General features: G+C 38.2%; 23 protein-coding genes. 8 read left to right on the top strand and 15 right to left on the bottom strand.

The annotated features are described in order from the left end of the window. Positions 1 to 168 precede the first annotated feature (168 nt). Positions 169 to 1,278 carry a nitrogen regulation protein NR(II) gene (gene glnL, locus I593_RS11340; protein ID WP_016167714.1) on the top strand — a complete coding sequence of 370 codons (1,110 nt, stop codon included), beginning with the start codon at positions 169 to 171 and terminating at the stop codon, positions 1,276 to 1,278. After that, entirely contained in the window at positions 1,265 to 2,740 is a 1,476-nt protein-coding gene (gene glnG / locus I593_RS11335) for a nitrogen regulation protein NR(I) (protein WP_016167713.1), read from the top strand. The genes glnL and glnG overlap by 14 nt, the downstream gene beginning before the upstream one ends. Before the next feature lie 46 nt (positions 2,741 to 2,786). Here glnG and I593_RS11330 read toward each other — a convergent pair whose 3' ends face one another. Beyond that, complete coding sequence (locus tag I593_RS11330) at positions 2,787 to 3,107, bottom strand: hypothetical protein (protein WP_016167712.1); 321 nt, start codon at positions 3,105 to 3,107, stop codon at positions 2,787 to 2,789. Between the two features lie 138 nt (positions 3,108 to 3,245). Here I593_RS11330 and I593_RS11325 point away from each other — a divergent pair, with 138 nt between their 5' ends. After that, entirely contained in the window at positions 3,246 to 4,151 is a 906-nt protein-coding gene (locus I593_RS11325) for a LysR family transcriptional regulator (protein WP_016167711.1), read from the top strand. Between the two features lie 238 nt (positions 4,152 to 4,389). Here I593_RS11325 and map read toward each other — a convergent pair whose 3' ends face one another. Next, positions 4,390 to 5,199, bottom strand: coding sequence for a type I methionyl aminopeptidase (gene map / locus I593_RS11320; RefSeq protein ID WP_016167710.1), 810 nt, complete (start codon positions 5,197 to 5,199; stop codon positions 4,390 to 4,392). Positions 5,200 to 5,521: 322 nt separating this feature from the next. Here map and brnQ point away from each other — a divergent pair, with 322 nt between their 5' ends. Together brnQ and I593_RS11310 are read left to right on the top strand one after the other, a co-directional pair. Beyond that, positions 5,522 to 6,814 carry a branched-chain amino acid transport system II carrier protein gene (gene brnQ, locus I593_RS11315; RefSeq protein ID WP_016167709.1) on the top strand — a complete coding sequence of 431 codons (1,293 nt, stop codon included), beginning with the start codon at positions 5,522 to 5,524 and terminating at the stop codon, positions 6,812 to 6,814. A gap of 493 nt (positions 6,815 to 7,307) precedes the next feature. Continuing rightward, positions 7,308 to 7,550 (top strand): hypothetical protein, encoded by a 243-nt coding sequence (locus I593_RS11310; protein ID WP_016167708.1) that lies wholly within the window; start codon positions 7,308 to 7,310, stop codon positions 7,548 to 7,550. A gap of 45 nt (positions 7,551 to 7,595) precedes the next feature. On the opposite strand, the gene I593_RS11305 is transcribed toward I593_RS11310, so the two are convergent. After that, the gene (locus tag I593_RS11305) at positions 7,596 to 8,027 is read right to left on the bottom strand and encodes a hypothetical protein (protein WP_035302133.1); all 432 of its coding nucleotides are present in this window, start codon (positions 8,025 to 8,027) and stop codon (positions 7,596 to 7,598) included. A gap of 139 nt (positions 8,028 to 8,166) precedes the next feature. On the opposite strand from I593_RS11305, the gene I593_RS11300 reads away from it, so the two are divergent. Beyond that, positions 8,167 to 9,030 (top strand): alpha/beta hydrolase family protein, encoded by an 864-nt coding sequence (locus tag I593_RS11300; protein ID WP_016167706.1) that lies wholly within the window; start codon positions 8,167 to 8,169, stop codon positions 9,028 to 9,030. Positions 9,031 to 9,128: 98 nt separating this feature from the next. On the opposite strand, the gene I593_RS11295 is transcribed toward I593_RS11300, so the two are convergent. Next, positions 9,129 to 10,661: a TerC family protein gene (locus I593_RS11295; protein WP_016167705.1), complete on the bottom strand. Its 1,533-nt coding sequence runs from the start codon at positions 10,659 to 10,661 to the stop codon at positions 9,129 to 9,131. Between the two features lie 763 nt (positions 10,662 to 11,424). Between I593_RS11295 and I593_RS11290 the strand changes: the two genes are divergently transcribed. Then, positions 11,425 to 11,889 carry a MarR family winged helix-turn-helix transcriptional regulator gene (locus I593_RS11290; RefSeq protein ID WP_016167703.1) on the top strand — a complete coding sequence of 155 codons (465 nt, stop codon included), beginning with the start codon at positions 11,425 to 11,427 and terminating at the stop codon, positions 11,887 to 11,889. Between the two features lie 49 nt (positions 11,890 to 11,938). On the opposite strand, the gene I593_RS11285 is transcribed toward I593_RS11290, so the two are convergent. From I593_RS11285 to I593_RS11270, 4 genes are all read right to left on the bottom strand, one after another. Continuing rightward, positions 11,939 to 12,607, bottom strand: coding sequence for an SOS response-associated peptidase (locus I593_RS11285; protein ID WP_016167702.1), 669 nt, complete (start codon positions 12,605 to 12,607; stop codon positions 11,939 to 11,941). 277 nt (positions 12,608 to 12,884) lie between these two features. After that, positions 12,885 to 15,050, bottom strand: coding sequence for a malate synthase G (locus I593_RS11280; protein WP_016167701.1), 2,166 nt, complete (start codon positions 15,048 to 15,050; stop codon positions 12,885 to 12,887). Positions 15,051 to 15,411: 361 nt separating this feature from the next. Further along, positions 15,412 to 16,560: a cell division protein ZapE gene (gene zapE, locus I593_RS11275; protein WP_016167700.1), complete on the bottom strand. Its 1,149-nt coding sequence runs from the start codon at positions 16,558 to 16,560 to the stop codon at positions 15,412 to 15,414. A 78-nt stretch (positions 16,561 to 16,638) separates the two neighbouring features. Further along, positions 16,639 to 17,646 (bottom strand): AraC family transcriptional regulator, encoded by a 1,008-nt coding sequence (locus I593_RS11270; RefSeq protein ID WP_026441035.1) that lies wholly within the window; start codon positions 17,644 to 17,646, stop codon positions 16,639 to 16,641. 209 nt (positions 17,647 to 17,855) lie between these two features. Between I593_RS11270 and I593_RS11265 the strand changes: the two genes are divergently transcribed. Then, positions 17,856 to 18,764, top strand: a complete 909-nt coding sequence (locus tag I593_RS11265) for a LysO family transporter (protein ID WP_016167698.1) — start codon at positions 17,856 to 17,858, stop codon at positions 18,762 to 18,764. A gap of 70 nt (positions 18,765 to 18,834) precedes the next feature. On the opposite strand, the gene I593_RS11260 is transcribed toward I593_RS11265, so the two are convergent. From I593_RS11260 to I593_RS11230, 7 genes are all read right to left on the bottom strand, one after another. Continuing rightward, entirely contained in the window at positions 18,835 to 19,032 is a 198-nt protein-coding gene (locus tag I593_RS11260; protein WP_016167697.1) for a hypothetical protein, read from the bottom strand. 96 nt (positions 19,033 to 19,128) lie between these two features. Further along, on the bottom strand, positions 19,129 to 19,809 hold the full coding sequence (gene pyrF / locus I593_RS11255) for an orotidine-5'-phosphate decarboxylase (RefSeq protein ID WP_016167696.1): 681 nt from the start codon (positions 19,807 to 19,809) through the stop codon (positions 19,129 to 19,131). 36 nt (positions 19,810 to 19,845) lie between these two features. Beyond that, positions 19,846 to 20,205, bottom strand: a complete 360-nt coding sequence (locus tag I593_RS11250; protein ID WP_016167695.1) for a lipopolysaccharide assembly protein LapA domain-containing protein — start codon at positions 20,203 to 20,205, stop codon at positions 19,846 to 19,848. Positions 20,206 to 20,222: 17 nt separating this feature from the next. Continuing rightward, positions 20,223 to 20,525 (bottom strand): integration host factor subunit beta, encoded by a 303-nt coding sequence (locus I593_RS11245; RefSeq protein WP_016167694.1) that lies wholly within the window; start codon positions 20,523 to 20,525, stop codon positions 20,223 to 20,225. Between the two features lie 161 nt (positions 20,526 to 20,686). Further along, entirely contained in the window at positions 20,687 to 22,363 is a 1,677-nt protein-coding gene (gene rpsA, locus I593_RS11240) for a 30S ribosomal protein S1 (RefSeq protein ID WP_016167693.1), read from the bottom strand. Positions 22,364 to 22,471: 108 nt separating this feature from the next. Continuing rightward, on the bottom strand, positions 22,472 to 23,155 hold the full coding sequence (gene cmk / locus I593_RS11235) for a (d)CMP kinase (protein WP_016167692.1): 684 nt from the start codon (positions 23,153 to 23,155) through the stop codon (positions 22,472 to 22,474). Between the two features lie 18 nt (positions 23,156 to 23,173). After that, positions 23,174 to 23,605 carry an SRPBCC family protein gene (locus tag I593_RS11230; RefSeq protein ID WP_016167691.1) on the bottom strand — a complete coding sequence of 144 codons (432 nt, stop codon included), beginning with the start codon at positions 23,603 to 23,605 and terminating at the stop codon, positions 23,174 to 23,176.

Here is a 23,605-nt window from a genome sequence, read left to right as displayed (position 1 = left end):
TAAAGTCCAATTTCAGCGCATTTTTTTAATAAAGGTTCAACTTTGACACCCTGAATTTAAAGTTGGCGTGCATTTTGCTTAATCTGCATCAATTGCGTTCCAATATTGGACTATTAATTGCTTTTTGAAGATGCCATTGCGCCATTTTAACACAGGATACCTTCGCTAATGGATCAACCACATACTATCGACTATCGCGTTTTGGTGGACAATTTGACCACCGCGATTTTGCTTGTCGACAGTAAACTTAATATTTTTTACTTAAACTCGTCATGTGAATCTTTGTTTGATATGAGTTTATTACGAGCAAATGGGCAGCCTGTCCTAAATTTGCTCCATATGCCGAATGATGAATTTAATACAGAAGAAGCATTATTTAACACTTTAGCAACTGGTCAGCCTTATACTCGCCGTGAAGCTACAATTAACGTCAACTTTAAAGACATTCATGTAGATTATACCGTTTCACAACTCAATGCAGGTAAACCCTACCACCCTTTACTGCTCATTGAACTTAATCCGATTGATCGGATGCTGAAAATCTCCAAAGAAGAAAATCTGATTCAACAACATCAAGTAGCTCGTCAATTAATTCGTGGGGTAGCCCATGAAATTAAAAACCCTTTAGGTGGGATTCGCGGTGCTACACAGCTTTTAGCTCGCAGTTTAAATAATCCAGAATACTCAGAGTTCACTGATATTATCATCAGTGAAGTTGATCGTTTGCGCAATCTTGCCGACACCATGTTGGGTTCTCGCCAATTACCAAGCTATGAACCAGTCAATGTACATGAGCCTTTAGAACGCGTTCGATCTCTGATTGCCAACCAGACCAAGAAAAAAATCAAGATCACACGTGATTACGATTTATCCTTACCTGAAGTTAAAGCAGATCGTGATCAATTGATTCAAGTCATGCTAAACATTAGCGTGAACGCAGTACAAGCCATGATGGAAAACAAAGATTTCTTTACCGAACATCAACCAGAACTGGTCTTAAGAACTCGAATTCAACGTCTTGTCACCATTAATGGTGTACTGAATCGCTCTGCGGTTCGTGTTGATATTGAAGATAATGGACCAGGCGTTCCTGAGGAAATTTTGGAATCTGTGTTCTACCCACTTGTGACCGGTCGTGCCAAAGGTACTGGTCTCGGCCTAAGCATTGCACAAAACATTATGCACCAACATAACGGAATGATTGAATGCCAATCTATTCCTGGAAAAACAGTATTTAGCTTATATTTACCTTGGGAGTCTAACCATGTCGCGAAATAAAATATGGGTAATTGATGATGATCGCGCCATGCGATGGGTGCTTGAAAAAACATTCAAAGAAGAAGGTTTTGATGTTACTAGCTTTGAAGAAGCACAATCTGCTTTAGATCAACTTGCGACTGATGCACCTGACGTGATTCTTACCGACATTCGCATGCCAGGAATCGATGGTCTGACTTTTTTAGCTAAAGTTAAGAACAATTATCCAGACCTACCCGTCATTATTATGACCGCACACTCCGATCTTGAATCCGCAGTGTCTAGTTATCAGACTGGTGCTTTTGAATATTTACCAAAACCTTTTGATATTGACGAAGCATTAGCACTGGTGAATCGAGCAATCTTGCATATCACCAAGTTACAACAACAAGAATCTGCAAAAATAGCATCACCTATTCAATCTACAGAAATTATTGGTGAATCTCCTGCCATGCAGGAAGTCTTCCGTGCGATTGGTCGTTTATCACAATCACACATCACTGTATTGATTAATGGGGAATCTGGCACAGGTAAAGAATTAGTTGCACATGCGCTACATCGCCACTCACCACGTAGCAGCAAACCATTCATTGCCTTAAATATGGCTGCAATTCCAAAAGATTTAATCGAAACCGAACTCTTTGGTCATGAGAAAGGCGCGTTTACTGGCGCCAATACTCAACGTCAAGGTCGTTTTGAACAAGCCAATGGCGGTACATTATTCCTCGATGAAATTGGGGACATGCCTTTTGAAACTCAAACACGTCTATTACGCGTCTTAGCCGATGGTGAGTTTTATCGCGTAGGCGGTCATATCCCTGTTAAGGTCGATGTCCGTATTGTGGCCGCAACTCACCAAGACCTTGAAAAATTAGTCAATGAAGGCCGCTTCCGTGAAGACTTGTATCACCGTCTTAACGTGATCCGCATTCATATTCCTAAACTGGCGCATCGTAGCGAAGATATTCCTATGCTGGCACAGCATTTCCTTGCACGTGCAGGCAAAGAACTTGGCGTTAGTCCAAAAATTCTCCGTCCTGAGACACAGGAATATATGCAGCAACTTCCTTGGCCAGGTAATGTACGCCAATTGGAAAATACCTGCCGCTGGCTTACGGTCATGATTACAGGTCGTGAAGTTTATCCAGAAGATCTTCCATCTGAGCTAAAACAAATTCCAATTGAAAAAGCATCAGAACATGCGGCAACTCCACATTTTGACCGTATCTCATTACACCACTGGGATGAATTACTCGGTCAATGGGCTATTCAGAAACTCAAAAATGGTGAAATGAAGATTCTTGACATTGCCACGCCAATGTTTGAACGCACTCTCATCAATGCTGCACTACAGCAAACGCGTGGTCGCAAACGCCATGCTGCTGAGCTTTTAGGTTGGGGACGAAATACTCTGACGCGTAAATTGAAAGAACTTGGTATGGATACAGCAGATGATGACATTGAAGAAGAAATTGAAGGCTAATCTTTAAATAAAAACAGCTCCTAATGGAGCTGTTTTTATTTTATCATTACGCTGCAAAACCAGTATAACGATACATATTCTCTATCCCCAATTCTGAACGCACCAAAATGGCATCATTAAACTCAACATTGAGGATTTCTTGAAATACATTTGCCGCTTCATCATCATGAATTTGATCTACAGAACGTGACATTTTTTCTTCAAAACGATCCGAGACAAATTCAAAGCCCAAATCCATTGCAATAAATAATGTATGTTCACATGGCTGGATATATTGCTCTTCCGTCCAATCCACCACAGCATGTTGGCATATAGGACAACGAATATTCTCTTCTGCTGAATGTATTTCAATAATTTGCTGGTACATCTTTTATCAACTGTAATCTATTCTGTGCAGTCTAATAGATTCAACAGCAAAATTACATGAAAAGACACAGGATTTAAAATTGACAACATGCAACATTAACACTAAATTTTAGAAATTGTTGCATAAATGGAATTATAAATGTTATCCGACCTTGATGATTTTTATTGCTTTGCTTTAGTTGTAGAACATGGGGGCTTTAGTGCAGCAGAACGGGCGACCGACATCCCCAAGTCCAAACTGAGCCGTCGTGTCTATAATTTAGAAGAACGTCTTGGTGTACGCCTTATTCAACGCAGCTCACGTCATTTTGCAGTAACTGAAATCGGCATGAATGTCTATCGCCATGCCCAAGTCATGATGAATGCCGCACAGGCTGCTCATGATTTAGTCGATCATTTAAGCGTTGAACCACGTGGTGTCATTAAAGTCAGCTTACCTGTTTCGATTGCCCAAAACGAAATGACCAAAATTCTTCCTGGTTTTTTAAAAAAATACCCCGAGATTAAAGTTCAACTTTTGGTGAGTAATCGTCGAGTGGATGTGATTAATGAAGGGATCGACTTAGCTCTACGTGTCCGATCAAATCTTGATGATGATCCAAGCCTAATTTTAAGAAAATTTGAATTGATTGAACAACATCTCTTTGCCAGTCAAGCCTATTTGAATGAATTTGGTGAGCTGAAACAACCCGAAGATTTGGCTCATCACCATATACTAAGTATGGTTGATGAACATCTTGATCAACAGATCATTGTTCATGACAATCAAAATCATCAGAAGAAAATCAAGGTAAATCCTGTTGTCATGGGTTCTGATTTAATGATGCTGGCACAGCTAGCTCGGCAGAACTGCGGTATTGCCTTATTGCCAGACTCGATTGCTCAGGACTATATCAAAACAGGTGAATTGGTCCGCGTCTTACCCGACTGGAAAGCACCTCATGGTATTTTCCATGCCGTCTACCCATCTCGCAGAGGACAACTTCCTGCTGTTCGGGTTTTTATTGATTACTTAGTCGAACATTTAGCACACAAACATAAGTAAGGATAAAAAAAAAAAGCTTATCCAAGGAGGATAAGCTTGAAATAAGAAACTACAGCGAGAATCTTGGAATGCATTCTATATACAGACACTTATTCAATCAAAGACAAAAAAACGATTAATATTTTCACTTAAAAATCATACAAAGCTGAAAAAATCTAGCTCAACGTAAGTTTTGATCGAAATTAGCTATTAATAAAGATGAATAAATAAGCAACTTAGACTTAAGTCTAAATTCGATTTAATTTGATTGACAGTTAATTTCTGGATAATCCCCTGTCCCTTCTGGCCAAGGTGTCAATAATTCAAACCCTGTATCTGTGACTGCTACCATATGTTCCCATTGAGCGGACAGCGACTTATCAGTCGTCACGACCGTCCAACCATCTTTAAGTTCTTTTACGCTACCACGACCGATGTTTATCATGGGCTCAATAGTAAATACCATGCCTGTTTTAAGCTTCAAGCCTAGGCCTGGTTTCCCGTAATGTAAGACGCTTGGCTGCTCATGATAAACTTTACCAATACCATGACCACAATAATCCTTCACAACACTAAAACCTTCCCGCTGTGCAACAGACTGAATTGCAAAGCCAATATCCCCTAATGTTGCATCAGGTTTAACAGCTTGAATTCCTGCTAGCATAGCTTCATAAGTTGTATCGACCAATTTTTTTGCTTCTGGTTTGATACTGCCCACATAATACATACGACTGGTGTCACCAAAGTAACCATCTTTGATAATAGCAACATCAATATTAATAATATCCCCATCTTGTAGAATACGAGTAGCCGAAGGAATACCATGACAAACCACTTCATTTGGTGAAATACACGTGGTTTTGGTATAACCGTAATAACCAATATTTGCAGGAATCACATTTAAGGTATTTACAATATAGTCGTGACAAATATCATCCAGATATTCAGTACTGACCCCAGGCTTAACATGCTCGCCAATCATTGCCAAAACTTGTGCCGCTAAACGCCCTGACACGCGCAGTTTTTCAATATCTTGCTCAGTTTTAATCACGACTGAAGAAGCTAGCATATTCTCACCCTCTTAAATGATGCAGGCATTATAATCCTTTTCATTTAAAAATGTTGCGAGTAATCTAAGCAACCACAACAACTGCAACGATCTTAAAATAACCGCAGAAAAATAACAGACAATGTTTCTACCCGCTAAATTTTTTATAAATTTCTAAATAGACTCTTTAATAATTTTTTATCAATTTTCAGCCATATAATTCAACCATTAGTTAAACTACAGAAATATTGTATAAAAAAAATTCATATTACATATAAAAAATTTTCCCAAGTCCTTATTTTTCTACTAGAATCGCCTGTTTTTAGTCAATGCATCTCTCAACATGACGAATCTTCGTACTAGAGATATTATTGCTTTGGGTTTCATGACCTTTGCTCTGTTCATTGGGGCAGGCAATATTATCTTTCCTCCTATTGTTGCCCAACAAGCGGGTGAACATGTTTGGTTAGCCGCTGCCGGATTTTTAGTTACTGCAGTGGGTTTACCTGTTATTACCATCATTGCACTTTCACGTGTTGAAGGTTCAATTCAACTACTTAGCTCACCTCTAGGTAAAGTTGCCAGTTTAATCTTAACTGTTGTCTGTTATTTGGCTGTAGGTCCACTCTTTGCTACACCACGCACAGCAACAGTTTCTTATGAAATTGGTTTTTCTTCATATTTTGGTACTTCGCCAAATAGTTTGCTAATTTACAGCATTATCTATTTTGCAATTGTGACGCTGGTTTCACTTTATCCAAACAAATTATTGGATACTGTAGGTCACTTCCTCGCACCGATCAAAATCGTTTCTTTAGCCGTACTTGGTATCGCAGCATTCTTAATTCCAGCGGGTTACATCCCTCCTGCAATTAATAATTATGCAAGCAGCCCTGTGTCTGAAGGTTTTGTCAATGGCTATCTCACTATGGATACGCTAGGTGCCTTAGTATTTGGTATCGTGATTATTCATGCGATTCACTCACGTGGTGTGACTGACAAAAAGTTAGTGACAAAATACGCGGTTATCGCAGGTATTATTTCTGGTATTGGTTTAACGCTGGTTTATCTCAGTTTGTTTAAACTTGGACTTGGAAGTCATGAAGTCGCACCAAATGCAGCAAATGGCGCTGTTATTTTGCACGCGTATGTGCAACATGCTTTTGGCGATTTAGGTTCCATCTTCCTTACGGGGATGATTTTCCTTGCATGTATGGTTACTGCAATTGGCCTAACCTGTGCATGTGCTGAATACTTTTCAGAACTGACTCAAATTCCTTATAAGATTTTTGTATTTGTTTTGGTTGGTTTTTCGCTTCTGATCTCTAATTTAGGTTTAACCAAACTCATTGCGGTATCTGTGCCTGTGCTATGTGCAATTTATCCACCTGCAATTGTAGTGATCATGCTCAGTTTCTTTGCAAAATTCTGGAAAAATCCTCCAGCAGTAATTGCACCAGTAACGGCAATTGCTTTTGTCTTTGGAATTTTAGAAGGTCTAAAAGCAGCTGAACTTAATTCATTTTTACCAGAGTTTGTTCAACACTTACCCCTAAATGAACAAAATCTTGCATGGTTAATCCCATCTTTGCTGGTCTTGGTTATTGCTTTAATCTGCGACAAATTTAGAAAATAAGTTTTCAATTTGTAATTAAAATCCAATTTTACCCAAATTTGATTTTATATGTGACCAATAAACGTCGGTTTTACCCAAATCAACTTTTATTGTTTACTTTTCGCAGTCATGCAATACCATGCCCTGCATGCTTAAATATCCCTTCGAGTTAATCTCTTTTGCCAAATTGAACTTTTTTGGTCTAATTTTTGCTTTATACAACTTAAGCACTATTAAGCTTTTTCAAATATAGAAGTAGGCTAAGTGTTAGGGTTATGAATATCATATTGATAACATATTTGATCAAAACAATATGTACAGGTAATTATTACTCAACAAAATATGAACTATTCATAAATTAAACAATCCACCATCCAAATTGCAATACTAGTAAAAATTTTATGAAAAAATAACGGTATTAGCTATTGAAATACCCTTTAATTCACAGTACAACATTAGTAACCAATCCGACCGAAACACTAGGTTTAGGTCAAATTCATTAGGAGGGATGGAGATGTTATCATTACATTTCAACAAGCAAGTCTTCATTAACGCTCTAAAGGCAAACAAGAATATGGTCACGTACTTAAGTACGACCGTGGCACTTATGCTTACTTTGCTTTTTCATGGACTGATTCAAGGTCACCTGAAAGCTGAATATTTCGCGTACGCTCTGTTCGTCTCTGCAGCATTCTATAGTTGGGCTGTAATTGATCAAAAAGTCCGTGCCCAGAAAAAATCTAAGAATTTTGATTGAACAGATGGATGATTATTCATCCATCTTTAAAAAATATACAAATAATTAAAATAAATTAAGCCCAGTACCCATTACCAACATTCCCGTCGCAAACAGCTCACCTACAACCAGTAAAACTATCGCCAAAGTCATCATCGTTCTTGGTAAAACCTTATTACCCAATTGATGTGGTACTTTAAATTGATTGGTTGTGTCTTTTAAATAACCATGCAATGCATAACTCAATATTGATGCACTAAAGAAAACCAAATTTATCATTACAAAAATCAGATTCCACGTTTCAGACCAAATTGAAAATTCAGCAAGCACAGCTAAAATCAAAGTTGCAGATGCATATAACAAACTACTTCTATGCGCGATATCCACATAATAATGTGCTCTTGCTTGAATCGAATGTCTAATCTGCCAATACTTCCAAACCCCAGTTAACATACCCAACCACAAATACACACCACTAAAAAGAATTGCCAATTTCATAGCAATTGAAAAATGATCAAACACCACCCCTCCTTATCCTTCTTAAATATGAATTTTCTGACTTCAAAGTCATACTTTTAGCAAGTTTCTTTTTAGAACTTAGATAAAGTATGTTTAAAACAGCAACGACAAGACGCTCATGAATACTCAACCACTATCTATTCAAATACAATGTGTCGATGGCTATAAATTAAGTGCCAAACTCTATCAAAATCAAATAAGTTCCGACAAACCTTTCCCTATTCTCATTTGCCCAGCAACTGGTATTGTGAAAGAGTTCTACCACTCTTATGCTGAATGGTTAAATAAGCTTGGGCATACAGTCATGTGCTTTGACTTTAGAGGAATTGGCGCTTCATTATACGGCCCACTGCACCAATCTGAAGCAGACATTGTCGATTGGGGGCAATTAGATATTACAGCAGCGATTGATTGTCTACTAGAACAAACACAAGCCGAAAAAATTATTCTCCTTGGCCATAGCGCTGGTGGTCAGCTTCTGGGTATTTCACCAAATTATAATAAAGTCGCAAAAATTATTGCTGTTGCAGGATCAACAGGTCATGTTCGCGGCTTAAAAGGCAAAACTAAGTTCCTTGCACCCATTATGTTCCATGTCATTTTCCCAATTTCAAGTAAGTTAAAAGGGTTTGGTGCTACTAAAATGATTGGAATGGGCGAAAATTTACCTAAAAATGTCGCAAAACAATGGGCTCAGTTTTGTGGGACACAAGGCTATGTAATGCATGCTGTCAAGAAACAACAGCTCCCTGATTATCACAGCAAAATTACCTGCCCAATTACTGCAATTTGGGCATCAGACGATGAAATTGCAACTCAGGCGAATGTTCAAGCCCTTCTCAATCTTTATCCGAATGCTGAAACAAATATAATTGAACTTCAGCCCAAACAATTTCAACACAAAAGCATTGGTCATATGCAAATGTTCCGTAAGTCACATCGGAATATTTGGGATTTGATCGAACAACAACTTTACATCTAGTTTTCCCATCAAGTTGTATTTCATCTCCAATCCAGCTTGATGGCTTTTTATTTCAAAAAAAACGCCCGATTATTCGGGCGTTTTCATCATTACATAACTTAATGGCGATAAATAATTGTCACGAATTTTATGCGATTTTCATCTAATTCAGTAACTTCAAAATGGACACCTTGATAATCAAGCTGAGTTCCAACTCGAACTTCGCCTTGCGTCTTATCCAGAATAAGACCAGCCACACTCATGTAGCCTGCATCATCTTCGACTAAATCAAAAACACCAAGTTCAAGCTCAAGCTGATATAAATCCAACATGCCCGAAGCCTTCCATGTTTGATCATTAATTTTGACCAAGTCCAACTGTTCATCAGCATCAGGGAATTCACCTGCAATTGCTTCAAAAACATCCAGTGGAGATATTAACCCTTTAACATTAGCAAATTCATCAGTGACCAGAACCAATGAACCTTTTGATGTCCTTAAGGTATTAATGGCATCAATCACTTTCATCTTTTCAAAGATAAAAATTGGACGTTGACGTTTAATCAATGATTTTAACGCCTCTTCACCATCATCCAGCACATCAAGCAGTTCTTTCGCACGCACTACACTGATAACTTTATCCAAGCTACCACGACATACTGGAAATAAACTGTGCGGTACTGCAAGTACCTGCTCTCGAATTTTTTCAGGGGTATCATTTAAATCGACCCATGAAATCTGATTTCGAGGTGTCATAATAGAAGCAACAGAACGTTCTGCCAGAGTTAAGACCCCGCCAATCATGTAACGCTCTTCATCTGCAAAGGCTTCCTGAGCTTCAATTTGCTCAGCATCCATATGAGAAGGTTCTACTTTTCCACCCATTAATTTCAAGATAGAATCGGCAGTACGATGACGCAATGGAATCTTAGATTCATGTTTCGCCACATTGCGTTTTGAATATTGATTGAAGGCTTCAATTAAAATAGCTACACCAATACCCGAATAAATATAACCTTTCGGAATATGGAAACCAAATCCTTCCGCAATTAAGCTAATACCAATCAACAATAGGAAACTTAAACACAGAATGACGACTGTAGGGTGACGGTTTACAAAGCTAGTGAGTGGTTTAGAGGCAAACAACATTACAATAACTGCAATTGTTACTGCCGCCATCATCACGTAGATATTATCTACCATACCAATGGCTGTAATGACAGAATCCAGAGAAAAGACCGCGTCAAGCACAATAATTTGAGCAACGACTGCCCAGAAACTTGCATACACCACTGAAGATGTTGATTTAATTTCGGGTTTACCTTCCATTTTCTCATGTAACTCGGTCACGGCTTTATAGACCAAGAACAGACCACCGAAGAGCAAGATTAAATCACGCCCCGAGAAAGATAAATCAGCAATTTGAATGAGCGGTTTGGTTAAAGTAACCAACCAAGAGATAACGGATAACAACCCCAATCGCATAATCAATGCGAGTGAAAGACCAATAATACGCGCTTTATCACGCTGTTCTGGTGGAAGTTTATCTGCCAAAATGGCAATAAAGACTAGGTTATCAATACCTAAAACAATTTCTAAGACAATTAGGGTAAGTAAGCCAACCCAAATTCCTGGATCTAATAAGAATTCCATTATTGACGCACCTCGATTAACTCAAGGCAAAATTTTAATAAGCTAGACCTGCACGGCGACGGATCCATGTAAAACCTCTTTTTAACAATAGATAGTTTTATTATGCATACTCTTCTTACATTGTAATTATTTTTTTTAATTTTTTTACAAAATCAACTTACTAGATATTCTTGTCAAGAAAGATTAAAATATTATCATCAGATACAATTCAAATACATTGACAGAGTTGATTGTAACAAAAAAAGAAAACTGAGTAGTCACAAATAGTCTCATACTGCTTGTGTAAGGATTTCTAATGAATTAAATTATTCTTTTTATTGATTATTTAGTATTTAAATATTAATTTTTCTTAAATTAATGCTTCAAATAACAGAAATGTTTTGTAAACAAAGCCAGTTTTCAAAAGAAGTTTTTATACTAAAATGAAAAAATTAAATGGAATATCTATCAAATTATTTATTACTCAATATGTATGGTAAATGAATTACCTACTTAACTCAGATTTATTTACAGGATTGGTTGCTATGACAGAAGGAACAGGATTGACCTTTTATCTCCCCTTAATGCGCATTCTTAATTTGCATCAAAACGATGCTCATTTAGCACTAGAGCAGTCATTTAAATTTCCTCGGGTATAGACTCGCCATCAAGTCACTGCAAATACACAAATCGAATTTTGAACATTTCATCACAATTATATTGCTTAACGTGTCATATTTCACATAATATTAAGCAATATAAAAATAAATATTTGGAATCCCATATGACTAAAAAGTATGCGAAGTTTTTACCTACCGCTGACGACTTTACTCTAGAGAATTTTCCTTTTTTTTGGATCACTCAGGTTTATTCGCAACATGTGCAAAAGGTCGATCAAGTCCTAAAAAAATACGGATTAGATAATTCTCGTCGTCGTATTTTACTTGCTTTAAAATCTAAACCAAATGCTAGCGTATCCGATCTTTCCGATATGGTCGTATCGAAAATGTCTACAACGACAAAGATTGTTTATCGTCTTAAAGACGAAGGGCTCGTTAACACCTATTCATGTGAAGATGATGCTCGTATAACACGTGTTGTTCTTACCGAAAAGGGCAATGAAATGACACATAAAATCAATGATTTGACTAGTGCTGTACTCGAACAATCCTTTGAAGGTTTAACGCCCTTACAGATTGAAAAAATGATGGACAGCTTAAAACATATTTTTAACAATCTTAACCGTTAATTTATAAACCATAAAAAAAGGGTTTCCAAATGAAACCCTTTTTTTATATTTAGAAAAGATCAAACATGTTCAACTGAGCTGTTATTTTCTCTATTTTTGCTTTAGGCACATGTGAACATTCAAACTCCTCAACTGGGAATCCCTGCATAAATTGAGTCATTTGATGTGGCTGTTTTAAGCTTAGCCAATGATCAAGATACTCATGTGGAATGATGACAACTGATCGTTTTACATCACCAGGTTCATGAAACTCTTTCATCATAGGGTGGTCTATTGCATTCATCGTCAGCATTGCTGCAGAACGAATGATTTCGTTATTGATTTTACAAATTTCATAAATTGCAGCAATAAAGAAGGCTTTGCCATCTTTACGCCTCACACCCCATCGTTGTGGTTTATTTTCAATATATTTACTTTCATAAAACTCAGTGACTGGAATCACACCAAACTTACATTTATAAGCTGCATCTTGAAAGCTTGGTTTTTCAAAAATAGTCTCATGTCTAGCGTTATAAGTACGCTTAGAGGTACTAGCATCTTCAGCCCATTTCGGCACTAAACCAAATAATACTTCTCGCCATTCCAATCCATGTTCAGATTTAAACAATAACGGAGTTTTATAACTAGGATAAACCTCTTCCAGATATTCAAATGGAATTTGTGGCAAGCCCAATTGCTGTAGTTGCGACAAGGTTAGAGGTTTAAAATTGGCACACATTTATTGAATCCGATAGATGCTTTCTTTCATATCACAATGAGCTAGAATTCTCATTTCAGTCACAAAATAACGATTAGAATCTGCAACTTCAATATTATAGACATAATCATAGTGGGCTTCATAATCGCCATACGGAATAAATCATTCTATTGAATCTCAATTCTTATACTTATCTAAATACAATCATATTCTTTTTGTTGTTAGATTTTTTCTCTTATAAAAACAAAGACCTTTCAAAATTGAAAGGTCTTTGTCAAATTCACGTAACTAGTCGAAATTAGTCACCTGTATAACCTTTAAGTTTCAAACGTGCAGCATGTAACAATGGCTCAGTGTAACCTGAAGGCTGAACACCACCTTTGAAAATTAAATCAGAAGCAGCTTGGAAAGCGATATTATTATCAAAGTCTGTTGCCATTGGCGTATACAACGGATCATCAGCATTTTGACCATCTACAATTTTAGCCATACGCTTCAACACTTCTTCAACTTGCTCGCGTGTAACGATACCATGACGCAACCAGTTTGCAACGTGTTGTGAAGAAATACGCAATGTTGCACGGTCTTCCATTAAACCAACGTTGTTGATATCTGGAACTTTAGAACAACCTACACCCAAGTCGACCCAACGAACTACATAACCCAAGATACCTTGACAGTTATTTTCAAGTTCATTGTTAATTTCTTCAGCTGACCAGTTAGTCTCTGGAGCAAACGGAGGCGTTAACAAATCATCTAGAGAAAGCATTTCTTCTGCTTTCAATTGATCTTGGCGTGCTTTTACATTCACTTGATGGTAATGCATTGCATGGAGTGCCGCACCTGTTGGAGATGGCACCCAAGCACATGATGCACCTGCATTTGGATGTGCAGCTTTAGTTGCCAACATATCTTTCATGCTGTCTGGTTTAGGCCACATACCTTTACCAATTTGCGCTTTACCTTGTAAGCCACACTCTAAACCAATTGCTACGTTACGATTTTCGTAAGCTGCAATCCATTTTTGTGTTTTTACTGCTTCTTTACGAACAACTGGTGCTGCTTCCATAGAAGTATGGATTTCATCACCTGTACGGTCCATAAAGCCAGTGTTAATAAAGATCGTACGGTCTTTTGCAGCCGCAATACAGTTTTTCAAGTTAACTGATGTACGACGCTCTTCATCCATAATACCGATTTTTAAAGACTTCGCTGGTAAGCCAATTGCTTGTTCTGCACGTTCAAACAATTCAACTGCAAATGCAACTTCTTCTGGACCATGCATTTTTGGTTTAACGATATACATTGAGCCTTTACGAGAGTTTTTGTTCTCATTTTGACCACGAATATCAGCAACACTGAGTAATGGCGTTACTAAGGCATCCATAATGCCTTCAAAGATTTCTTCACCATCAACTAAAATTGCAGGGTTCGTCATTAAATGACCGACGTTACGTAGAAGCATTAACGAGCGACCATGTAAAGTTGTCGTACCACCAATCAAGTTTTTAATTGTACGGTCTTTATTTAATGTACGAGTAATGGTCTTGCCATTTTTCTCAATTGATTCTTGTAAATCACCTTTCATTAGGCCTAACCAGTTACGGTAGCCTTCTACTTTTTCTTCAGCATCAACTGCTGCAACAGAGTCTTCTAAATCCTGAATCGTTGTAATTGCTGCTTCAAGAACTAAATCTTTCACATCTGCCGCATCAGTTTTACCCACTGGGCTTGTTGCATCAACTTCAATAATGACATGCAAACCATTGTTCAATAGAACAACTTCTGAAGGATTTGCTTCTTCACCATTAAAGCCAACGAATTGTGCTTCATGTGCTAAACCAGTTGTAGAACCATCTTTAAGTGTTACAGCTAATTTGTTATTTTCCACCGCATAACGTGTTGCGTCAGCATGTGAACCTTGTGCAAGCGGGAAAGTTTCATTTAAGAAATTTTTAGCAAATGCAATAACTTTATCGCCACGAACAGGGTTATAACCTTTACCTTTTTCAGCGCCACCTTCTTCAGGGATCACATCAAAACCGTAAAGTGCATCGTACAGTGAACCCCAACGTGCGTTTGCCGCATTTAAGCAATAACGCGCATTACGCACAGGTACAACCAATTGTGGTCCTGCCAATAACGCAATTTCTTCATCAACATTTTCTGTGCTGATCTGGAAATCTTCTACTTCTGGTACCAAGTAGCCAATTTCTTTAAGGAAAGCTTTGTAAGCTTCTAATTCAAATGTGTTGTTGCGGTGCCATTCATCAATTTTAGCCTGAAGATCTTCACGCTTTTCCAAAAGCGCTTTATTTTTTGGGCTAAGATCGACAACGACTTGCTCAAAGTTTTTCCAGTATGTTTCGCTGTCCAAACCAGAACCTGGTAAAGCTTCATTCTCGATAAAATCGTAAAGTTCTTTAGCAATCGCTAACTTACCCTTTTGAATACGTACAGTCATTGTCTTTCCTGATATTGCTACTTTTTATAACAAGAGATTCCAGTATACCTATTTATACTTTTCTGAATACGAATATCACATTCCTAAATAGTAAGCATTTTCTGTGCAATAAATATTGACATCATCAAATAAAATCCTATTTAGTTTGTATTATCACGCTCATGAATACTCTTTTTACAGTGTATTAAGTTTTTGAAATGCCGAAATTAGACTTAAGTTCAGAACATCTATCAAACTCATCCCAATTACTTATTTTCATTTCTTGTTTGATCTGACGCATTTTCCATATACAAGCAAAAATGTTGATTTAACATACAATACTTTTAGCCATAAAAAAACGCCAATTCATGGCGTTTTTTGCTTATTCGTTAAAATCTTTGGCAGATTTCTCAATGAGTCGGTGCTCTGAATGCAAATAATCATCGGATTGCATTTCAAGTAACCGTGAACGTGTCCGCTCAATTTCGAATGCTAATTTTTCACCCTGATAAATATCAATGATTGTATCTTCCGAAGTCAGCAACAATTTGACTCCGCGGTCATAGAATTCATCCACTAAATAGATGAAACGACGCGTTCCCTCAGAGAGATAATCGGTCAAATGCGGAACATTACTCACCAATACCGTGTTATAGATATTCGCAATTTCAATAAAATCTGCTGGGCTGCGAGGTTTCAAGCACAGTTCAGAAAACTCACACCACAATACATCCTCGGTATGGCCAATTGTTTCCACCAAGCGATTATTAATTACAATCGGCTCTTGCGACTGAAGTTGTGTTTGCGTCAATGCTGTAAAACGCTGAGCAATCCAAACTTTATGATCATGTGTTAAAGGATGCTTAAACAATTGTGCCTGCTTAAGTACACGCAAACGATAATCCACACCCGCATCTACGTTTAAGATGACACAGTTTTTCTTCACCATCTCAATGGTTGGAATAAAACGATCACGATGGATTCCATTTTTATACAAACCATCTGGAGCAATATTTGATGTCGCAACCAAAGTTACACCACGGCTAAACAACTTCTGGAATAGTTCACTCAGAATCATTGCATCCGTGACATTTGTAACAAAGAATTCATCAAAACAGATAATCACCGCATCTTTATAAATCTGATCTGCAACCGCATCTAGGGGATTACGCTGACCAGATAATTTATTCAACTCACGATGTACATGCTGCATAAAGTGATGAAAATGCATGCGTGTTTTACGACGGAATGGAATCGAATCATAAAACTGGTCCATCAACCATGTTTTACCGCGACCCACCCCACCCCACATATAAACACCTTGTGGAGATGTCTGACGACGAAAGCGACGAAATGCCTTCTTTGATGCCTTATAGCGCTGAATCAGTTCTTGCCAGACACGGTCTAATTCATGTACGGCCTGTGCTTGAGCTTCATCAGGCATAAATTGCCCAGAAGCCAAAGCTTGCGCGTAACGTTCAGCTGGTGATAATGGAGCAAAGGCGGTGCTGTGAAGATTTAAATCCGACATATCTTGATTACTATTTTGGTCTGACGAAAGTATAACGAAAATTAGGGAACAATAAATAAAACTTTGGCATGAGTAACACTACTTGGAATATTGCCGAGGACTGCGTCCAAACCAACGTTTAAAGGCATGGTTAAATGCCGCTGGTTCAGAATAGCCCAATAATTCAGCAATCATTTCAATGGTGTACTCCTGATATTCAATTAACCTCAGCGCTTTTTCCTTAATTAATTGTTCTCTAATCTGCTTATAACTACTATTTAGCTGCTGCAACTGATGTCTCAGTGTGCGCTCTGGAATATGTAATGCTTGTGCTGTTTCCGCCATTGTTGGAATAACACCTTGCTGCAAGTCCAAATAGTCCTGAACGCGCTCCACCAAATCAGGTACTGCTGATTGCTGAGACAATCGCTTCATTTCAGCCTGACATTTATAATCATAAATACGGAATGTCATTTGATCAGCCGAAGGAATTTTAATCTCCAAAACAGCCTCATCAAACCAAAATGCAGCATAAGGCTTTGAAAAGGTAATATCCATCCCATAGTATGCTTGATACATTGCCAAAATCTCAGTATTTTCAGGCGGATCAAAGGGTAACTCAACTTTTAGCTGAGGCACGCTTAGCCCCATCTTCTTATACAACTCCTGAATAAACTTATATGTACCCGCCAATTCAGATTGCGTACGCAGCATATTTAGCTCATCAGTTAAATCATTGGCTTCATAACACAATGCCACCTGATGATTTTGAAATTTTAAACTCAGTTTAGCTGTAAGATGTGTTAGCGGCTGATATGCAATCACTTTTTCAAGGGCAACTCTAATATTGTCACTGGTCACCAATAGCATCAATAAAGGACCATACCCTGCTAACGTATAATGTTGCCCAATATTTAAGCCTTGCTCAGACGAAATATGCTCACCCAAGACCATCAATACATCACGCTCTAAACTGGGGTGAATAATCGCAGTCGGGTCCAAGGTATCGACACTTAAACCAATGCCTTTTAACTGCTGATCAACATCAATCCCAGCTTTACGCATCGCTTGTATTAAATACATGAGACTGAGAATCGATCTTTTCATATTTGTGTCAATAAAGATAAGAATCCTTTTTTAACTCAATTCCCCTTATTTGAAAATTGCCGAATCTATCAAACTACAATCGCATATAAAGATGTAGGATTTCATGCCGCCTGAATCTAATGTCAAAATTTCGATCATATCGACATCAACCACTGCAACATTTGCATACTTAGGCTATGATGGCACATCATTAAAATATCGCTTTACCTATGCAAGCATTTATTCTTATATCTCAGCTTCTTTTGTGCTTAGCCGCTGGATATTTCTTTGCAAAAAAAATTCCAAGTAGTTTAATTAAACTATGCTTTAAAGTCTTACCTTACTTTTCTTATTTGCTCTTGATTGGGATTAGCATGGAATTCACCCATGCCCTTGAAAATATTCATGGCTCTTCTCAAATATTAAGTAGTGCAACCGCATTGGCTTTTTTTACGACAATAGGGTCATTTTTATGTTGTTTTGCTCTCTATAAATTTATTGGCATACAACCTGTTTCTGGCAAAATTTCACTGTTATTATTATTGAAGTCCTGCATTAGTATCTCCTACGCGTGTATAGCACTAGCAGTAGGATTTCTTTTAGCAAAATTACTGGAAAATATAGGAATTCCAACCCAAGTAAATACATGGTATCTACTTCTGGTTTTCATGTTCTTGATTGGACTCGATCTTGCATTCAGCCCATTAGATCGCTCTTGGTTAAATTTTAAAATTCTTTTAGTGCCTATTGGTTGTATTGTTGGTTCTATTATTGGAGCCTTACTGTGTAGTATTTTTCTAAAACAACTACAATTGAAAGATCTGATTATGCTATCTCAAGGTTATGGTTTCTACTCCATGAGCGGAATTGTTGTTTCAGAACTTAAAAATCCTGCTCTAGGCAGTATTGCGCTAATTAATGATTTATTTAGAGAGATCTTTGCAATCATTCTCATGTATTGTATTGGCTGGCGTTATCCGCGTTCAGCAATCGCTTCAGCAGCAGCCACCGCAATGGATGTTTCTCTTCCAATGGTTAAACAAGCTTGCGGTAATGACTTTATCCCCCATGCAATGGTCAGCGGTTTTATTCTCTCTATTCTTGCCCCTATTGCTGTTAGTGTACTTGCTGCACTTTAAAAATAAGACATCCCTTGGTATTAATTTAAGAGTTAACACCAAGGGGATTAATAAAGTCGAACCAAATGCCCTACAGGTCTATATCAATATTACTAATAATATCACCCACAGCTTCAATAATAGCAGATCCGATATCTACCAAATCCATTCCAGATGACCAATCAGTAGAAGAGCCTTCTTTCTTTTCTTCAAGTAACTTCGCTTCTTCTAAAGTGTTCTGTAACGAAGCAACATTCTCCGCTTCACCAATCTCATCAAGCTCTAACATTTTTTATTTACCACCTATTCACCTTTTTAATAGTGTATTCATACAAAAAAGCCTTTCATTAGAAAGGCTTTTATCAATTATTCGTAATATTAAAGATTACAGTGTTACCAAAATATCTTTTAAGGTTTGACGTGGATTCTCAGATTTTGTAATTGGACGACCAATCACCAAATGTGTAGAACCATCTAGCATTGCTTGCTTTGGTGTAACAATTCGCTTTTGGTCATCTGCATTAGCCCCCTCAGGACGAATTCCAGGTGTCACCAATGCAAAATCCTGCCCCAACAATTCACGCAACATTTTTGCTTCTTGCGCAGAACATACTACACCATCCAAGCCTGATTCTTTGGTTAATTGTGCCAAACGCTTAACCTGTTCAAATGGCTCAACATCCAAACCAATGTCACGCAAGTCTTCACGACCCATAGAAGTTAGAACAGTCACAGCAATCAACTGAGTTGTATAATTTCCTGCTTTTAAACGCTCTACGCAGGTTTCCATCATTTTACGGCCACCTGATGCATGCACGTTGACCATCCATACACCCAAATCCGCAGCTGCACAAACTGCTTGTGCTGTGGTATTTGGAATATCATGAAATTTTAGGTCCAAGAAAACCTCAAACCCTTCTGCATGCAAAGCTTTAACAACAGATGGTCCCTCATGAGTAAATAACTCTTTACCAACTTTTACTCGACATAATGCAGGATCTAACTGCTCTGCAATGTGCAATGCATCAATTTGGCTTTTAGCATCTAGTGCAACAATGATACTCAAGAGAATTTACCTTTGATTAGACAAAAAGAAAGCCCATTATAATGGGCTTTTATTATCGTTTGTTACATCAAATACAGTTTTTTCATACCTTGCATTTGCAGCAGCTTCAGCAGCAGCCAATTGCGCAGCCTGAATTTGTTCTTTACGCAGGTGATCAATATCTTTACGTAAGCGCTTAATCTCCCAACTTGTTTGAAACACGCGGAATACTTGCACACCAAGTAATAATCCGACCACCACACCTAAGGCTAAAGTCAGTAATAGAACCAAACCTAAGCGCATAGCTGGAACTTGTGTAAATAACAAATCGACAGTGACTTCGGTACCATTCTGTAAAACCAAAGCCAATGAATAACCAAATAAAATGATTAATATGGCGACCAATACATAACGCATATACACCCCACCTATTATTATTCTATAGCTTCATTCACTGCGTCACGTAATGCTTTACCAGGTTTGAAATGTGGAACTGCTTTTGCTGCCACTTCAACAGATTTTCCTGTTTTCGGATTGCGACCAATTCGTGGCTCACGATGATGCAATGCAAAGCTACCAAACCCACGAATTTCAATACGACTATCAGATGAAAGGGATGCAATCATTTGATCAATCATGATCTTAACAGCCTCTTCTACTAACGGCTCCGCTAAGTGCGGGTTTTTTAGAGAAATACGCTCAATTAAGTCAGACTTATTAAGTGCTTCAGTAGTCATCGGCGACCTCTTTAATTATCAAGCTACTTGTACCTAAACTGATAATAACCTGTTTAAATACAAAACGGTAGCGCAATAATTAAATACTACGCTACCGTTTACAGTATTTGTGTAAAAAGTATTAGTTAAATTACATTAACAATACAATTTATACGACCTACTTAGTGGTTCATTTGAGCTTTGATCAAGTCACCAATAGTCTTAGGACCATTGTCTTGAGATGCAGATGCAGTCTTCAAGTTAGCAACAGCTTCTTTCTCTTCAGCTTCGTCTTTCGCTTTGATAGACAAGTTGATAGAGCGAGATTTACGATCAACGTTGATGATTTTCGCTTCAACTTCTTGACCAACTTCTAAGAATTTAGTTGCATCTTCAACGCGATCACGGTTGATTTCAGAAGCTTTTAATTGAGCTTCTACTTCGTCAGCCAACTTAACAGTAGCGCCTTTAGCGTCAACTGCAGTTACAGTACCTTTAACCAAAGCACCGCGTTCGTTAGCAGCTAAGAAATCATTGAATGGATCGCTGTTCATTTGCTTGATGCCAAGGCTGATACGGTTGCCTTCAGCGTCTACAGATAAGATAACCGCTTCAACAGTGTCACCTTTCTTGTAACGACGAATTGCTTCTTCACCTTGTTCGTTCCAAGAAATATCAGACAAGTGAACTAAACCGTCGATACCACCTGGTAAACCGATAAAGATACCGAAGTCAGTGATAGATTTGATCGTACCAGAAACTTTCTCGCCTTTGTCGTGGTTCTTAGCAAACTCTTCCCATGGGTTAGCACGAGTTTGTTTAATACCAAGAGAAATACGACGACGTTCTTCATCAACTTCAAGAACCATAACATCAACTTCATCACCAATCTGAACAACTTTAGATGGGTGGATGTTTTTGTTTGTGTGGTCCATTTCTGAAACGTGTACTAAGCCTTCAACGCCTTCAGCGATTTCAGCGAAGCAACCGTAGTCAGTTAAGTTAGTTACGCGAGCTTTAACGATAGAACCTTTAGGGTAACGGCTCATGATCGCTAACCATGGATCTTCGCCTAATTGCTTAAGACCTAAAGATACGCGGTTACGCTCTTTGTCAAATTTAAGTACTTTAACAGTAACTTCTTGACCAACTTCAACAACTTCTGATGGGTGCTTGATACGTTTCCAAGCCATGTCAGTGATGTGAAGAAGACCATCGATACCGCCAAGGTCAACGAACGCGCCGTAGTCAGTAAGGTTCTTAATAGTACCTGTAACTGTTTGACCTTCTTCAAGCTGAGCAAGAAGAGCTTCACGGTCAGCTGAAGATTCAGCTTCCATAACAGCACGACGAGATACAACAACGTTGTTACGTTTTGCATCAAGTTTGATTACTTTGAATTCTAACTCTTTACCTTCAAGGTGAGTCGTGTCACGGATAGGACGAGTATCTACCAAAGAACCTGGTAAGAACGCACGAACTGGACCGATGTCAACAGTGAAACCGCCTTTAACTTTACCAGAGATAACACCAGTAACGATTTCGCCATCTTCAAAGATTTTTTCAAGTTTAGTCCAAGTTTCAGCACGTTTCGCTTTTTCACGTGATAAAACAGTTTGGCCCATACCGTTGTCAAGAGCTTCAACAACAACATCAACTGTATCGCCAACTTGAACTTCAAGTTCACGTTGTTCGTTTAAGAATTCAGCACGGTCAACTACGCCTTCAGATTTAAGGCCAGTGTCAACTGTTACCCAGTCAGAGTCGATGCTTACTACAACGCCTTGGATGACAGCACCCTTTTCAACGTTGAGGTTTAATTCGCTTTCTTCAAAGAGGGCTGCAAAAGATTCGGTCATGATATACCCGATAAAGTATGCGGTCTTGGATCAGACAAGGCCGTTTTAGTTAAGCGTCTACATAGTCCGTTATAAACTGATCAAGCTATGCTTTCGCTAAAAATTTCTTTACTTGGCTAACTGCTTGTCGATATATTGAGTCATGAGATTAAACACTTCATCAATGTTTAATTCAGAGCTATCAATAATCAAAGCATCTGCTGCGGGTCTGAGTGGAGCGACTTCGCGTTCCATATCTCGTTTATCGCGAGCTTCAATATTAGCTAAAATGTCGTTTATTTTAACATCCAGCCCCATGCCCTGCAACTGTTTTACCCGACGCTCAGCTCTGGATTGTGCCGAAGCGGTCAAATAAATCTTCGCTGGCGCTTCTGGAAAAATTGAAGTTGCCATATCGCGACCATCTGCAACCAAGCCTGGCGCTTGTGCAAAGGCACGCTGGCGCTCGAATAATGCTGTTCTAAGCACAGGAATTGCAGCAACTTTTGAGGCAAACTCACCCACTCGCTCCGTACGAATAGTTTGAGTGACATCTTCACCATCTAACAAAATTTGTGTTTCATTTGGGGTTGTTACAAATTGTATGTCTAAATTTGTTGCAATTTCAGCACAATGATCAAGATGGGAATCAATTTCTTCCAATAAGCCTTGTTTATGCAATGACAGGCCTAGCAACCGATATAAAGCACCAGAATCTAATAAATGAAATTGATAATGTGCAGCTAATTTAGCCGCCAAAGTACCTTTACCCGAACCGCTAGGTCCATCAATCGTAATAATTTTAACTGTCATTGCTTTTCCGTTGTTGCCTTATACAGATTTCGCGAGTTTAGAAAAACCTAGTTTAATCGCAGATTTGAGCTGCGCAAGAATTAATTTATTCACAAAAGGAACACGTGCTTGTAATTCAATCGTATAGGTGACTAATGTTGAATCAGGCGTTAATGCTTCAAATTCAATAATCCCAAGATGGTGCTTAATGAGAGGGTTCTGAATAATTTTATATTCAATACGCTGGTTTTCTTGCATTAAAGTTATTTTTTCACGTAATGGCTTTACAGGACCAATCCCCATTCGACGAACCGAACCTAAACCATCAGGTCTTTGCGAATCATTTGAGTCGATTATTCGCTCGACTTGAATGGGAGCAAAAGCAACATTATACGTTGCATGTTTTGCTAATAAATCAAAAACTTGTTGAATTGGCGCTTCAAATTTCTTCTTTACTTGAATTGAATTCAT

Source organism: Acinetobacter tandoii DSM 14970 = CIP 107469 (assembly GCF_000400735.1).
GTDB lineage: Bacteria > Pseudomonadota > Gammaproteobacteria > Pseudomonadales > Moraxellaceae > Acinetobacter > Acinetobacter tandoii.
The sequence above is the reverse complement of the archived record's forward strand: the minus strand, read 5'-3'. Positions and strand labels throughout refer to the sequence as shown.